This is a genomic window from Pseudoalteromonas sp. PAB 2.2 (assembly GCF_001938575.1).
Lineage (GTDB): Bacteria > Pseudomonadota > Gammaproteobacteria > Enterobacterales > Alteromonadaceae > Pseudoalteromonas > Pseudoalteromonas lipolytica.
In genome coordinates this window covers 27,885-42,923 of sequence record NZ_LYPI01000026.1, presented here as the reverse complement: position 1 = coordinate 42,923, position 15,039 = coordinate 27,885, and the positions used below count along the sequence as shown (strand labels likewise).

Annotated in this window: 14 protein-coding genes and 1 rRNA gene; 6 read left to right on the top strand and 9 right to left on the bottom strand. The window is 41.7% G+C overall.

Annotated features, from left to right (window positions below):
• Nucleotides 1–165 precede the first annotated feature (165 nt).
• Nucleotides 166–280: ribosomal RNA gene (rrf, locus tag BWD47_RS19355) — 5S ribosomal RNA — on the top strand.
• 861 nt (nucleotides 281–1,141) lie between these two features.
• Here the strand turns inward: rrf and BWD47_RS19350 are convergent.
• From BWD47_RS19350 to gpmM, 4 genes are all read right to left on the bottom strand, one after another.
• Nucleotides 1,142–1,918: a divergent polysaccharide deacetylase family protein gene (locus BWD47_RS19350; RefSeq protein WP_065979643.1), complete on the bottom strand. Its 777-nt coding sequence runs from the start codon at nucleotides 1,916–1,918 to the stop codon at nucleotides 1,142–1,144.
• 35 nt (nucleotides 1,919–1,953) lie between these two features.
• Entirely contained in the window at nucleotides 1,954–3,123 is a 1,170-nt protein-coding gene (locus BWD47_RS19345) for a S41 family peptidase (RefSeq protein ID WP_254369114.1), read from the bottom strand.
• Nucleotides 3,124–3,258: 135 nt separating this feature from the next.
• Nucleotides 3,259–4,398 carry a murein hydrolase activator EnvC gene (locus BWD47_RS19340; protein WP_075594506.1) on the bottom strand — a complete coding sequence of 380 codons (1,140 nt, stop codon included), beginning with the start codon at nucleotides 4,396–4,398 and terminating at the stop codon, nucleotides 3,259–3,261.
• Between the two features lie 3 nt (nucleotides 4,399–4,401).
• Nucleotides 4,402–5,946, bottom strand: coding sequence for a 2,3-bisphosphoglycerate-independent phosphoglycerate mutase (gene gpmM, locus BWD47_RS19335; protein WP_036965871.1), 1,545 nt, complete (start codon nucleotides 5,944–5,946; stop codon nucleotides 4,402–4,404).
• A 191-nt stretch (nucleotides 5,947–6,137) separates the two neighbouring features.
• Here gpmM and BWD47_RS19330 point away from each other — a divergent pair, with 191 nt between their 5' ends.
• Genes BWD47_RS19330 through gpsA form a run of 4 tightly spaced genes read left to right on the top strand, consistent with a single transcriptional unit; the run spans nucleotide 6,138 to nucleotide 8,398 of the window.
• Nucleotides 6,138–6,569, top strand: coding sequence for a rhodanese-like domain-containing protein (locus tag BWD47_RS19330; protein WP_036965874.1), 432 nt, complete (start codon nucleotides 6,138–6,140; stop codon nucleotides 6,567–6,569).
• A 31-nt stretch (nucleotides 6,570–6,600) separates the two neighbouring features.
• Nucleotides 6,601–6,858, top strand: coding sequence for a glutaredoxin 3 (gene grxC, locus BWD47_RS19325; protein WP_036965877.1), 258 nt, complete (start codon nucleotides 6,601–6,603; stop codon nucleotides 6,856–6,858).
• A gap of 40 nt (nucleotides 6,859–6,898) precedes the next feature.
• Nucleotides 6,899–7,387: a protein-export chaperone SecB gene (gene secB, locus BWD47_RS19320; RefSeq protein WP_036965880.1), complete on the top strand. Its 489-nt coding sequence runs from the start codon at nucleotides 6,899–6,901 to the stop codon at nucleotides 7,385–7,387.
• A 3-nt stretch (nucleotides 7,388–7,390) separates the two neighbouring features.
• Nucleotides 7,391–8,398, top strand: a complete 1,008-nt coding sequence (gene gpsA, locus BWD47_RS19315) for an NAD(P)H-dependent glycerol-3-phosphate dehydrogenase (protein WP_075594505.1) — start codon at nucleotides 7,391–7,393, stop codon at nucleotides 8,396–8,398.
• A gap of 51 nt (nucleotides 8,399–8,449) precedes the next feature.
• On the opposite strand, the gene BWD47_RS19310 is transcribed toward gpsA, so the two are convergent.
• Both BWD47_RS19310 and trmL read right to left on the bottom strand, forming a co-directional pair.
• Complete coding sequence (locus tag BWD47_RS19310) at nucleotides 8,450–10,330, bottom strand: bifunctional diguanylate cyclase/phosphodiesterase (protein ID WP_075594504.1); 1,881 nt, start codon at nucleotides 10,328–10,330, stop codon at nucleotides 8,450–8,452.
• 106 nt (nucleotides 10,331–10,436) lie between these two features.
• Nucleotides 10,437–10,901 carry a tRNA (uridine(34)/cytosine(34)/5-carboxymethylaminomethyluridine(34)-2'-O)-methyltransferase TrmL gene (gene trmL / locus BWD47_RS19305; protein WP_036965886.1) on the bottom strand — a complete coding sequence of 155 codons (465 nt, stop codon included), beginning with the start codon at nucleotides 10,899–10,901 and terminating at the stop codon, nucleotides 10,437–10,439.
• 193 nt (nucleotides 10,902–11,094) lie between these two features.
• Between trmL and BWD47_RS19300 the strand changes: the two genes are divergently transcribed.
• Entirely contained in the window at nucleotides 11,095–12,003 is a 909-nt protein-coding gene (locus BWD47_RS19300; protein ID WP_075594503.1) for a cation diffusion facilitator family transporter, read from the top strand.
• Here the strand turns inward: BWD47_RS19300 and BWD47_RS19295 are convergent.
• The 3 genes from BWD47_RS19295 to BWD47_RS19285 are packed head-to-tail and all read right to left on the bottom strand — an operon-like array spanning nucleotide 11,982 to nucleotide 15,000.
• Nucleotides 11,982–12,923, bottom strand: a complete 942-nt coding sequence (locus tag BWD47_RS19295; RefSeq protein WP_065979646.1) for an alpha/beta fold hydrolase — start codon at nucleotides 12,921–12,923, stop codon at nucleotides 11,982–11,984. The genes BWD47_RS19300 and BWD47_RS19295 overlap by 22 nt on opposite strands.
• Complete coding sequence (locus BWD47_RS19290; protein ID WP_081759696.1) at nucleotides 12,924–14,309, bottom strand: ATP-binding protein; 1,386 nt, start codon at nucleotides 14,307–14,309, stop codon at nucleotides 12,924–12,926.
• A gap of 1 nt (nucleotide 14,310) precedes the next feature.
• Nucleotides 14,311–15,000, bottom strand: a complete 690-nt coding sequence (locus BWD47_RS19285; RefSeq protein WP_075594502.1) for a response regulator — start codon at nucleotides 14,998–15,000, stop codon at nucleotides 14,311–14,313.
• Between the last annotated feature and the right edge of the window lie 39 nt (nucleotides 15,001–15,039).

Below are 15,039 nucleotides of genomic sequence, written 5' to 3'. Positions count from 1 at the left end.
CAGCGTAACAGACAGAAGTTAGTATACTAAAGTAGATTTTACGATTATCAGATTTCCGAATTTTATGTAGGGTGAACCGCAGCGCTTAATGCGAAATCAGTTCACCTTGCGCAAAGGACTCGTAAGCGCGATGCGCTTTGTCGAGAATCCTTTCCACGCATTTTGCTTGGTGACAATAGCGTTTTGGACCCACCTGATTCCATGCCGAACTCAGTAGTGAAACGAAACAGCGCCGATGATAGTGTGGCATTTGCCATGTGAAAGTAGGACATCGCCAGGCTCCTAATTAAAGAAACCCGATTCGAAAGAGTCGGGTTTTTTGTTGCCTGTAGAAAAATAAAACACCCAACCAAGACCCCCTACGACCTATATCCTTGTAGGCATCAGCGCAAGGTGAAGAGACGTAGGAGGCACTTGAGTGCCGAAAGTGTCTGATATGCCCTTCATACAACACCCCTGACATTCACGGCTAAAGCCGTTCCTACGCTCTATAATCACGGTTCTAACGACGGTTCTAACGTTGTTTAATCATGATGACAAGATTGGAGGGCTCTAAAATGGGCTGCTTCACTTTACGCTAAACTAATACCATTCCGCTTAATTAAGTGGTCTATTTTGAGGCAATAAAACCGCGTTGATAACAAGGCAAAAATTTAGTTATTTAGTTGTTCTAAATCAGAAATTTTTAACGCAGGTAGCGACTGGTTTGATCACTCAAAATGATTAAGTATTTTTGCGGATTGGTATAATTAGCGCGTAGGAGGCACTTTAGTGCCGAAAGTGTCTGATATGCCCTTCATACATAACCACTGACATTCACGGCTAAAGCCGTTCCCACGCTTTATAATCAGATGTTTAATCACGATTCCCATGTTGTTTAATCATGATGACAAGAATGAAGGGGCTCTAAAATGGGCTACTTCACTTTAGCTAACCAAATTAGCGCGTAGTAGGAGGTACTTTAGTGCCGAAGTATCTCATTATGCCCTTCACACATAACCACTGGCATTCACGGCTAGAGCCATTACTACGCTTTATGATCACGATGTATCGATCAAAGGTGATGTTGTGCGACCTCTGCGTCTATCATTAATGAAGGAAACTTCGGCATATTTACATCCTATTTGAGTATGTCGCTCTTTCATTCATCATTTGCACGATGCTCAGCTTGCTTTTGCTCTGCATTAGCTAATTGGATGTATTTGTTTTCAACCAATTGTGAAAGAGGCACAAGCTCAAAACCTTGTTGTTGAAGTTCTGGCAGGGCGTGATGCAAAAACGCGACTGTTTCTGGGTAGGGATGTGCAATAGCGATGGCATAATTAAAATGCGTCGCTTTTAGTTTAAGTTCTTCTAGTTGGTGCTTAAGCTGGCTTTCAGTCACGATATTGTCTAGGAATACATGTCGAGAAACATTGGCAACACCATAAAGATTAGCGACATTTTGTGCTTCACTTTGGCTTGTTGTTCGGCTATCTAAAAAGTATAAACCTCGTTTTTTGAGGAGTTCCATCGTCCACTTCATAGGCTCTGTTAATTGCGTTAACTCAGAGCCCATGTGATTGTTTACGCCTTTGACTTGTGGCAATGATGCGAGTGCGTGCCCCAGTGTGGTTTGCAGCTGTGTTTTGCTCATTGAGTCTGTTAAAGCACCAGGACCTAAAGCTTTTGTTTTATCTAGCGCCTGCATGGGGATATGCAAGAGAAGTTCTTTGTTGGTTTTGCTCGCTCTCTCGGCAAAAATTTGTGAGTAAGGTGTATGGGGCAAGATTGAAAAGGTCACTTGCCCTGGTAAATTCAAGATATCAAGATCGCGTTGGTGGTTGCCTATGTCATCTATAACGATGGCTATTTGCTTTGCTTGGCAAAATAGTGGTAAGCAACACAGCGTCAGTAGTAAGCCTTTGCGTAAATTCACTTTTTGTAATTATTATATCCATTGTGTGTGCTTACTTACTGCATAATAATTAACTGCTTTGCAGTAAGTTGCTTTTTATCTTGTTTATCAAGGAGTGAGCTAAAAAGCGACAACCCTTGTATATTTTTTATTATAACGTCTTGGTCAATTTCTGAAAGCATTGTTTGATTTATACTCACATCGGGTGCGATCCCTTTACCATCAATAGATTGCCCAGCAGGTGTATAATAACGTGCTGTGGTAAGTTTGAGAGCTGTATTTCCATTTCCTAGTGGAATCAAAGACTGTACTGAGCCTTTACCAAACGAGGTCTCTCCAACCAAGGTCGCTCTTTGGTTATCCCTCAACGCTGCGGCTAATATTTCTGCTGCAGATGCTGAGTTTTCATTAATTAATACGGCGATTGGCGCGCCAGAAAGAATATCACCGCTATGTGCTTTATAGTATTGATTTGCCTCATTGAAGCGTCCTTTTGTAGAAACAATCGTACCACTATCTAAAAACAGATCTGCAACTTCAATTGCACCTTGTAGCGTTCCTCCAGGATTATCTCGTAAATCAATAATTAACCCTGATAACGGAAAACCATTATTAATTTGCATTTTAGCCACGGTTCGTGCGACATCATGCAATGTATGGTTATTGAAAGCATTAATACTCAATAGCGCAACGCCTGTATCAGCAAGGTAGCTTTGCACGCTTTCTAGGTTTATCTGTTGTCGCTTTATTGAAAAGTTGAGTTCGGTTACTTGCTCTCGTTTTACGGAAACATCAACGGCAGCTTGGCCACTTTCACGAATAAGCCTTGCAACTTCTTCTATGCTTTTATTGATTATCGGTTGTTGATTTATAGCGGTTAGCTCATCATTTACTTGCAGACCAGCTTGCTCAGCAGGGGAGTTTTTAATCGTATTAACAATATATACGCGACCATCGGTAACTTTAACCTCGATGCCAAGCCCAGTGTAACGCCCATTGGTACTACTAAATATGGCATCGAGCTCAGTTTCGTCTAAATATTTAGAGTAGGGGTCTAAACGCTCAAATAATGCTTCTACTTGTTGATTCGTTGGCTGAGATTCAAAGCTATTATGAAGTTGAAGATCGTCAACATAGTAAGTATTTATATTAAACAAAATTTCATTGAGTTGCTGGTGATGTAGTGACTTTAAAGATGGTTTAGCAACCCCATTAAATGATTGCATTAATAAGCATAGTAAGGCTAAGAGTAAAATAAGATGTAGCCCAAAGAAGCGCTTAGATGGGATGAAATGGATTTTGTTTATGTGATTGATATTTAGCATCAGCTGCTCCTCATAGGGCGCAGCTGATTTAATCAATTAAATACGTCTGCACCATTTTACAGGATTTACTGCGCGTCCTTTGTGGCGTATTTCAAAGTATAGACCAGGATCTGTTTGTCCGCCGCTTTGACCTACTAATGCAATGACTTCACCTTCTCTGACAAGGTCGCCAACATCACGAAGCAGGGTTTGTGCATGCCCATATAAGCTCATAAACCCATCGCCGTGGTCAATAGCAATAACCCAACCAAAGCCATTGAGCCAGTCAGCATAAACGACCTGACCATTTTGTACGCTTTTGACGTTACTCCCTTCCTTCGCGCCAATTAACACGCCTTTCCAATCGATATTTCCATGTTTGCGTTGGCCAAAACTGTGACGGAGTTTTCCTTTGGTCGGCCAGTCGAGTTTTCCTTTACTGCTTTGTAGTCCGAGAAGTTCAACTTTTTCGCTTCGTTCTTTTTCTAACTCTTCGATGGCGGTAACGAGGGTTTTCTCGTTCTCTTTTAAATAATCAATCGAACTTTTTGTTTCTTTAAGCGCTGATTGTAATTTGTTGAGATTGCGTTTTCGTTGTTCTTGAGCGGCAATTAAAGCTTGCTGGCGTTTTTTCTGCTCGTTGTGTAATTCAACTAAACGAAGTTTTGTTTGTTCTAGTTCCGCCTGATTTTCAGCAATTTTTATTTGCAACGCTTTCAGCTCTTCGAGTTGCTCAATGCGTGCTTTGTTTAAATAGTTATAGTAACTGAGCGTACGTTCAATTTTGGCCGTGTCTTGTTGGTTCAGCAGCATTTTTGAGTAATCATGGCTACCTGCCATATACGCACTTTTTAATTGTGCTGCGAGGAGGGTTTGACGTTTTATTTGCTCTGCTTGAAGTTGCTGAGCTTTGGCCTGTTGTTCGCGCTGTTGTTGTTCGTTTTCTTTGACCGATTGTGCTGCTAGGTTTAATGCCTTAGCATTTTTAGCAATATCGAGTTCGTGAGCACGAAGATCTTTGCGCATATAGGCTATCGACTTGCGTTGACCTTCAAGCTCGGCCTTGGTTTTTTGTAGGGCCGATTGAATATCAGATAAGTCTTTTTTGGTTTGAGCTTCATTAGCAACAACCGAAGTTGCTACTAATGAAGTCAGTATTAAACCAGTTTTGAGTAAGTGGTTAATACGTCTGCTCATCGTTTATTTCAGCGTCATAATTGGAGTGCCAGTCATTTCGCTTGGCTGTTCTAAACCCATTAAGTGCAGCATGGTTGGTGCTACGTCACTGAGTGTTTTTCCATCTTGTGGGGTTGCGTCACGGCCTACATAAATGAATGGCACTGGCTCGCTGGTATGTGCGGTGTGTGCTTGGCCTGTTGCTGGGTTAGCCATTTGCTCAGCATTACCATGATCCGCAGTGATGAGTGCTTCGCCACCGTGCTCTTCAAGTGCGTTTATAACACGGCCAATACAGTGGTCGACTGCTTCACACGCTTTTACAGCGGCTTCAAACACACCTGAGTGACCTACCATATCACCATTAGGGTAGTTACAAATGATTGCGTCGTACTTGCCGCTGGCAATAGCTTCAACGAGCTTATCTGTCAGCATTTCAGAGTTCATCTCAGGTTGTAAATCATAAGTGGCCACTTGCGGAGAAGGAATTAACTCGCGTGTTTCACCCACAAATTCGTCTTCTCTACCACCACTGAAGAAGAATGTGACATGTGCATATTTTTCTGTTTCAGAAATACGTAGTTGTGTTTTGCCTTGCTTTTCTAACCATTCCCCAAACACATTGGTTAGTGGCTCTGGTGCAAAGGCGACAGGGGCTTTAATATCTGCGGCGTATTCTGTCATCATTACAAAGCCGCTCAGTGCTGGAGATTTCTTTTTCTCAAAACCACTAAAATCAGCATCAACAAATGCACGCGTCATTTCGCGTGCTCTATCGGCCCTGAAGTTGGCGAAAATAACGGTATCGCCATCATTAATTTCAGCTGCCGTTTGTCCCTCAGGTACGAGGGTTGTAGCCGCTACAAATTCATCATTTTCATCACGTTCGTACGCTGCTTCAAGTGCGGTTACGCCGTCTGTGTAGGTGTGCTGCGCGATACCACTTACCATTACATCGTAGGCAAGCTCAACACGGTTCCAGCGATTATCGCGGTCCATTGCATAGTAACGGCCAACAAGGCTGGCTAAGCGGCCACAACCTAATTTTTCAAATAAAGCTTCGATGCGCTCAATAGACGCTTTAGCGCTGCGAGGTGGGGTGTCACGACCGTCTAAGAAACCATGAAAGTAGACGTTTTTTGCGCCACGCTCTGCAGCCAATTCAATGGTCGCTACAATGTGGTCTTCGTGACTGTGTACACCACCTGGGCTTAATAAACCCATAATATGCACTGCTTTTTCTGCCTTAACGGCTTTGTCTATGTTATCAACTAATGCAGGGTTACTCGCGAACTCTCCATCTTCGATTGCTTTTGTGATGCGAGTGAAATCTTGATAAACAATGCGACCTGCGCCTAAGTTTACGTGACCTACTTCAGAGTTACCCATTTGTCCTGCAGGTAGACCTACATCAAGTCCCGAACCTGAAATTAAGGTATGCGGACGTGTTGCCCACAGGTTATCGAGTACGGGTGTATTAGCAGCGAGTATTGCGTTACTTTCTGTGTCTTCACGGTATCCCCAACCGTCTAAGATCATTAATACCAATGGTTTTTTATGCTCTGTCATTATAGCTCCTGAAGATTGGCACTTATATATCACTAGCATACCGTGTTTTAAGGTTTTGATCAGCTATCAATATGTCATATTAAAATATTTCACGCCCTAGCATTTTCGGTTCAAGCACGTATACTTGCGTGGCATATTTTAATAATCCCATGGCTATGCGCTGTGGTACCCAATTTCTTAGTGGAAAACGCATGGATCAATATATTGAATTTATCTCAAATCATCCGGTTTTAAGTATCATCTGGCTGGCATTGGTAGCGATGCTGATCAGCAGTTGGTTTAAAAGTAAATTTTCAGCGATTCGCCAAATTAACCCGCAGCAAGTTACGTTGTTAATTAACCGCGAAGATGGTCAGGTTGTTGATATTCGAGCGCAAAAAGAATTCAACTCAGGTCGTATTGCAGGTGCAACGCACTTAAATCCAGAAAAAGCCAAACAATCTGATTTCTCAAGCCTTGAAAAGTTTAAGAGTAAACCCATTATACTAGTATGTACCACGGGCATGACCGCCTCAGGTATCGCAACGGCTATGCATAAAGCAGGTTTTGAACGTGTTTATGTATTATCTGGTGGTATGGGAGCTTGGCAATCTGCAAGTTTGCCAACAACGACTGGCCGCTAACAACACGTAACAGCCCGATAGAGGAATTATTATGACGAATGTTGTTCTTTACACAAAAGCATACTGTCCATATTGTCAACGCGCTATGGCGTTATTAGATAGTAAAGGTGTAAGTTACACAAACATTGATATTGGTGTGCAGCCTGAGCGTCGTGAAGAAATGATCGATAAAGCTAACGGTGGATATACCGTGCCACAAATCTTTATTAATGATGAGCATATCGGCGGTTGTGACGACATGATGGCAATTGAAGCGCAAGGCCTTTTAGACGCAAAGCTTAACGCTTAATAAATTTAATTATAAAAACGAATACAAGTTAGGAATTACAATGAACGAAGAAAACCAAAACGCAGCAGCAGAACAACAAGCAGGCGCTCAATTCACTATTCAACGCATCTACACGAAAGATGTTTCATTTGAAACGCCAAACTCACCAGCTATCTTTCAAAAAGAGTGGACTCCAGAAGTTAAACTTGATTTAGACACACGTTCTAACAAGTTAGAAGAAGGTGTTTTTGAAGTTATTCTTGCGCTGACAGTGACAGCAACAATTGGTGAAGAAACGGCATTCCTTTGTGAAATTCAGCAAGCCGGTATTTTCACGATTGCGGAAGTAGAAGAAATTCAATTAGCTCATATGCTAGGTGCTTTCTGCCCGAATGTACTTTTCCCATATGCGCGTGAAGCGGTGTCTAACCTTGTTAACCGTGGTACTTTCCCACAGTTAAATTTAGCACCTGTGAATTTTGATGCACTGTTTGCTCAATACATGCAACAGCGTGCAGCGCAAGATCAACAGGTTACTGCAGACGCATAAGTTATGACTACAGCACAGTCAGCTGTTACAGTTTTAGGGGCGGGGTCTTATGGCACCGCCCTTGCTATTTGTTTCGCCAGAAATGGTCACCCCGTTACTTTGTGGGGGCGAAATAGCGATGACGTTGCCACGCTTGCAGCTGAGCGAAAGAACCAACGTTATCTTCCCGATGTCAGCTTTCCTGAAACGCTTCAATTAGAAGCCGATTTAGAAACCGCTGTAAAAGCAAGCCAAATAGTGCTGGTTGTCGTGCCTAGCCATGCTTTTGGAGAAACGCTTCAACAAATTAAGCCTTGGCTGAATGATAATGCAGAAGTGGCGTGGGCAACGAAAGGTTTAGAACCTAATACGGGGCGTTTATTACAAGAAGTGGCGGTGCAAGAGCTTGGGGATGATATTCCTCTTGCTGTGTTGTCTGGTCCGACGTTTGCGAAAGAAATGGCGATGGGCTTACCAACCGCTATTTCGGTCTCTGCCACATCGACAGAGTTTGCCAAACAACTTGCTGAGTTATTGCATTGCGGACGCTCATTTAGGGTGTATAACAATAATGATTTTATTGGTATACAACTGGGTGGAGCCGTAAAAAATGTCATTGCTATTGGCGCGGGGATGTCGGATGGCTTTGGTTTTGGTGCGAATGCTCGTACAGCGCTTATTACCCGAGGCTTAGCTGAGCTTTGCCGTTTAGGTTGTGCACTTGGAGCGCGTTCTGACACCTTTATGGGAATGGCAGGATTAGGTGATTTGATCTTAACCTGTACAGATAACCAATCACGTAACCGTCGATTTGGTTTAGCATTAGGTAAAGGTGAAGGAGTCGAAGCTGCAATTGACTCTATTGGTCAGGTTGTTGAAGGTTATCGAAATACCAAAGAAGTGTATTTACTGGCACAGCGAACCGGTATTGAAATGCCCATCACTGAGCAAATTTACAAAGTACTTTATGAAAATAAAGATGTAAAAGAAGCGGCGATGGCTTTACTAGGTCGTGAGCAAAAATCTGAATAGCCACTGCTTGCTGAGTAACTATTTTGAAAGCCTTGTTTGAAACAAGGCTTTTTATTTTACAGATTGTTTATCTACTTCATTTTTATTAATAAAATTGGCTACTTGCTCTGCTTTAAGTGGCTTACAGTAATAATAACCTTGTTGATAATGACACCCCATAATATGGAGCATATACGCTTGCTCTTCGGTTTCAACGCCTTCTGCAACAACATTAATGTCTAGGTATTTAGCCAACCGGACAATGGTGGCGGTGATATTTCTATCTTGCTCATTTTTATCAATATCTTTTACAAACGATTTGTCTATTTTTAATGTGTCGATAGGAAAACGCTTAAGGTAGCTCAGCGAAGAGTGCCCCGTACCAAAGTCATCCAGCGTAATATTGACTCCTAAGGCTTTTATGCGTTTCATTTGCTGCTCTGCAAATTCGGGGTTATTCATCATAGCACTTTCTGTGATTTCTAACTCTAAACAACGAGCAGGTACATTATACTTTGTTAAATAATCAACGAGCATTTCGATTAAGCTATTTTGCTGAAAATGCAACGCAGAGATATTAATGGCAACATTGCCAAAAGGCACATCTTGTTTTTGCCAGTTTGCAAGTTGTTGAAGTAATTGCTTCATTAATAATTGGGTAAGGGGGATGATTGCACCATTCTGCTCTGCAAGCGGAATAAATTCATCTGGGTAAATTAGACTGCCATCATCTTGTGGCCAGCGAACGAGTGCTTCAAAGCCATGTAAGCGATTGTGTTGTACATCGTATTTTGGTTGAAAATACAGTACAAATTCATTGTTGGTGATTGCTTTAAAGAGGGCGCTTTCTTTTGTTAGCTCGGTGGGGTCTAACGTGTGGCGTTCTTTATCAAAAAATTGATAGGTGTTTCGGCCCAATTTTTTTGCGTGATTAAGTGCGCTGTTAGCGCTGCGCATTAAGTTTTCACCGTTGTAAGCATTGTCTGGATAGATGGCAATTCCGCAACACGCTGACAGTGAGGTTTCAATACCATCTAGCATGAATGGAGTCTTAAATTGTTGTAGCACTGTATCTGCGGTCTTTTTAGCAAAGAAAATGGTTTTGCCAGCATAGAGATAAGGCGGCACTAAAATAGCAAATTCATCAGCTCCAAGCCGCGCAATAGTAAAGCCTGAATTAAGTGATGAAGTTAAACGACATGCCACTTCTTTTAATAATACATCGCCTAAAGTATGGCCGAGGGAATCATTTATCTTCTTAAAATTGTCGATGTCGATAAACATAATAAGCAGGCTAGGGTATTCGTCATTACAGGCTTTAATCGCTTTATCGAGCGATTCAATAAAAATGGCTCTATTTGAGAGTCCAGTTACAGAGTCGCGAGTTGTTAGCGTGAGCATGGTACGTTCGTTATTCTTACGAGCGGTGACATCACTAAAAAGCCCTACATAGTTAACAGCTCGTTTAGTAAATCGCGGTGTTGAGACTTTTGTGATTGATAAATCAAGTGCATAAGGCTGACCATCCTTGCGCAAGTTCCAGATTTCACCAGACCAATACCCATCTTGTGCGAGCTCTTGTTGGATTAGTGTTTCGAGTTGTCGATCGCGGCCATCTTGTGTGAGTGCTTTAAATTTTTTCCCTATAACATCCCCTCTTTTGTAGCCTGTTATTTCGCTGAAGGCATTGTTGATGTCTAGTATTCTAAATTGTTCATCGCAAACCCATATCGCATCTTTCGATTGTGATAAAAGAGCATCAATTAACATCATTTTTTGATTCTTCTGGTAATAAATAACCGCAATGAACAGTGCAATAATGACAAGTAAAATGAGAAAGAACAGCGGGGTTGGGTTGTGTGGTTGCGCTAAATTAAGGTCAGCTGTTGTTGCAGCGCCCACAGAGTGCTGCAAAAGTAAAATGAGACTGTATACAAGGGTTAAAAAGCGCATTAATAATCATCATTTAGAACAAAAAGCCATCTATTTAGATTAGTTCATAAAAAAAGGCCGTGCTAAATAATTATAAATTATTTATTTAATGCGCATTTTCAATGAGTTATTGACCGTTTACAAAACCAAGCTGACGCCATGATTCATAGACAAAAACGGCGACAGAATTTGATAAATTCATGCTTCTGCTGTCTTTTTGCATCGGAATACGCACACGCTGCTCTTTCGGTAATGACTGAATAAGCTCATCGGGTAGGCCGCGTGTTTCAGGGCCAAATACTAAACAATCGCCAGGTTGATATTGTGCTTGATGATGAAACTGGCTGCCTTTGGTCGTACAGGCATAGACTTTTTTTGGCTTACACTTGGCAAGGTAATCTTCGAATGATGCATGACGTTGTACGTGGCTAAATTCATGATAATCAAGCCCTGCACGCTTTACGCGTTTATCATCCCACTCAAATCCTAATGGTTCAATTAGGTGTAAGGCATAGCCTGTATTGGCACATAAGCGAATGATATTACCTGTATTGGGCGGAATCTCTGGTTGGTATAAAACGATATCAAGCATGTTTGTCTCATTATTAGCATTATGATCTGCGGCAGATTATACACAACTGCAGCGTGAGGATCTTGCAGGATTTAAGTTTGTTTAGCGCCGATAGCTGTGCTTTATTTATTCTAAATAGCGCTATGTAACATGGGGTAAAACCCTCTAATATGATGATATACTAAAACCTTGTAATGTCTGAAGGTAAAATGTTGTGCAACATCGCAGTTATGAGTTTTGGGTAAAAACCGCCAGCATAGTCACCATTGCTATGGTGAGTTTAATGATTGCAGCAAAAAGTTGGGCATGGCTTGCTTCAGGCTCTGCGTCGATGTTGGGCTCGCTCACCGATTCTTTAATGGATATTACCGCATCTTTAATGAGCTTTTTAGTGTTAGGTTATGCGCTACGCCCTGCTGATGATGACCACCGGTTTGGTCATGGTAAAGCGGAAGCTCTTGCCGGGCTTGCTCAAGCTGCTTTTATCGCTGGTTCTGGCTGTTTTTTAGCGTTTCATGGTATTGAACGACTTTTTAATCCTGTGGTACTTAAACATTCCGACTTAGGTATTTGGGTGAGTTTATTTGCTATTGTTTGTACTTTGGTGGTGGTGTTTGTGCAAACCAAGGTTATTAATCATACCGAATCAATTGCAATAAAAGCGGATTCAGTTCACTACAAAGGCGACCTTATTTTAAATTTAGCTGTTTTGCTTGCCATCCTATTGGCAAAGTACGGCATGACGTATGCGGATCCTATTTTTGCTATTGGGGTGGCTGTTTACTTACTATATAACAGTTGGGATATTGCCCGTGATAGTGCCGACCATCTTATGGACAAAGAGCTGCCAGAGGATGAAAAAACAGAAATTTTAACCATCGTTAACAGTCACCAAGATGTCTTTGGGGCCCACGATATCCGCACGCGACAAGGTGGTAAAATTAAGTTTATTCAAATGCACTTGGAACTTGAAGACAGTCTCTCGTTAATTCGTGCCCATCAGGTGGCCGATGAAGTTGAAACAATGATACAAACTCACTTTGCCTGCGAACTGGATATACTGGTGCACTTAGATCCACTTTCAGTGGTTAAAAAGTCTCGTCAGAGTGCCTCAAAAAACTGATATAAGTCACTCAATACTGCCTGCCTGATTTCATCTCGCTCGAAAAATAATTCGTGGCGAGCATCAGGGTAACTTTTTAATTTAGCCTGTGTTTGTTTATGCGCAAGCGCATGTTGCGCCGCATTATCGACAACGGTATCGCGCCCGGCACTGGCGATAAAAAGTGGAATATCTACTTTTCTATCGACCAATGAGGCGATAAATTCAAACGATGCATTGAGCCAGCCATACGTCACACCACCAAGTTGTAAGTCGGGCTCTGCAAGATAAAGCGCTCTAAATTGCTGGTACCTTATCTCACTGCTGGTTAATTCATTAACCGAAAAATCAACGGGCAAGTAGTCTGTTTGACCAAATGCATAACGATGACTTAAGCCTAATTGTGAGGCTATTTTCGCGGCTAGTTTTGCAATTGGTTTTGGTGTGCCTTTGGTATAAATATCAAACATGGGGGCAGATAAAAACGCGCCCGAAAAAGAATGTGTGTAGCGAGACAAGTAATCATAGGCAATTGCACTGCCCATTGAGTGTCCGAGTAATACTCGTTGGCCCTGCCAATGAGCATTGACTACCTGCTCGTTAAAAACGGCAAAGTCATCAGCATAATCAGTGAAACGTGTGACATGGCCTTTATGAGCGTTTTTTAAATGGCGATATGAACGGCCTTGACCTTGGTGATCAACAATAAAAACAGCATAACCATTTTGGTAAAACTCCCACAGTAACTCTTTGTATTTGAATAACGACTCAATTCTGCCACTACTAATAACAATGGCTTTTTTAGCTTGCTCTGGAATGGCAAAGCCATAATACAAGGTACCATGTTCAGTGCTTAAGAAATCTTGTTTTAATTGCTGATTAAAAAATGCATTTATCTGTTTAGCATTTATAGTAAGGTGTGCTTCATCGCTGTAAAACATTTACTCACTCTTTATTGGTAAGCGGATTTTAACGCAGAGTCCGCCATGTTCTTGGTTTTCGAGTGTTAGTGTACCATCATGTGCTGAGATCGCATTCTTTGCAATAGCCAGTCCTAAGCCCGTGCCACCCGAGTTTCTATCACGAGCATGCTCTTGACGGAAAAATGGCTCACACAGTCTAGCTAAGTAGGCTTCTTTAACCCCATTTCCATCATCACAAATGGTGATATAGAGCGCATCAGACTCAGCTAAGCTCAAAGAGATATGATGGTGTGCATATTTAATCGCATTGCGTAGTACATTTTCGAGTGCACTGGCGATTAAACTCTCGTCACATGGTATATCTGTGTGTAATTGGCCATTAATTGTCAGCTCTTTGTGACATTGTTTGGCCTCAAAGCGAGCATCATTTAATACATGATCAACAATAACTTGAACCGATTGCTTGCTTAAGGATAAAGCCTGGCTTCGGGCTTCAAGCCTTGATAGTTGTAATACATCGGCAATCATTTTATCAAGCTGGTTTGCTTCTTTTTCTATCCGTTCGAGGTATGCCTGCTGACTATCATCAGCTTGCATTTGTGCCAGGCCTGTTGCCATTTTTAAGCGTGTAAGTGGTGAGCGTAGTTCATGAGAAATATCTGCAAGTAAGCGTTTTTGTGCTGTTATGAGCTGCTCAAGCTGGCTCGCCATTGTATTAAAGTCACGTCCTAACACCCCCAGTTCATCTTCGCGAGTCGTTGAGAAAACTGCTCGTGCGGTTAAGTCACCGTGGGAAAGTTTTTTTGCAGTTTCTTTTAAACTATTGATAGGGGCAATTAAGTTTCGGCTAAAGAAAAAGCTCAGCATAAGCGAGGCAATTACGGCAATCAATAACTTGAGCCAAGTAGGCATTAACCACAACCCGACAAAAAAAGGCTTTTTACGTTTTTCGTCAATTTCATATAAGTAAAACTTACCTTCGGGTACGTTAATTTCTACAGGACCATACGCTTGGTATTCATCAGTAAAAATAACTTGTGGGCGCATATGCTTTGTAAAATTTAACAAGCTCAAATCAATCTCTTTCGAGACGGGTTCACTGAGCATTTCGACACCATGAACTTCGCCATTTAAATACAGTAACTTATGTTTAGATAAGCGAGGGTGCGATACAATTTCTTGAGTCGGTTTACCATGCTTTGCCACAATACGTTCTATACTTTTCGCGGTGTATTCTAGGTTTTTAAGCATGGGGCCGCGTAACTCATCATTCCCTACATTGCTGGTTAATTGGCTTAAAAAGACTAGCAGAGTAATGGTTGCTATGACTGTAACCCAAAACCATGCAAAGATTTTTAAGAACAAATAATGATGTGGCTTTTTTATCCAACTCGGAAAGGTCATATTATTCACCTTGAATTAGTACGTAACCGCTACCACGCATGGTTTTGATACGCTCGCTATTTATAAACTCTGCAATTTTCTTTCGAATATTACTCACATGCATGTCAATGGAGCGGTCGAAAGGGGCTAGTCGTCTGCCAAGAACTTGCTCACTAATTTGCTCTTTACTGATCACTTCACCGGCATGGCGGACTAGCATGGCCAGTATTTCATACTCAGTTCCCGTTAAACTTAATATATTGCCACTGACAGACGCTTCACGAGTCGCAAAGTTAATGTGAATACTATTGATACTGAGTGAACTTGTTTGCTGGTTCGATAGACTATTAATATGTTCGATACGACGGGTTATTGCTTTAACTCGCGCTAGCAGTTCTCTGTGATTAAATGGCTTTGGTATGTAGTCATCTGCACCAAGCTCTAAACCAAAAATACGGTCAAAGTCTTCCCCTTTGGCTGTGAGCATAATGACAGGCGTGAGTTTATGTTGTCGAAGTTGCTTGAGTACTTCAAAGCCATCCATCGACGGTAGCATGACATCAAGCAAAATTAATTCGTAGTTGTATTTTAAGGCCTGATTTAGGCCTTGTGCGCCATCATGATAACAATCAACTGTAAAGCCTTGTGCTGTTAAATACTCGCTTAACAGCTCGCACAGCCCTGTATCATCGTCGATCATAAGTAATTTCATTGTGGCACCTATTTCACTGTTTCTTTAAGGCTATTCTAC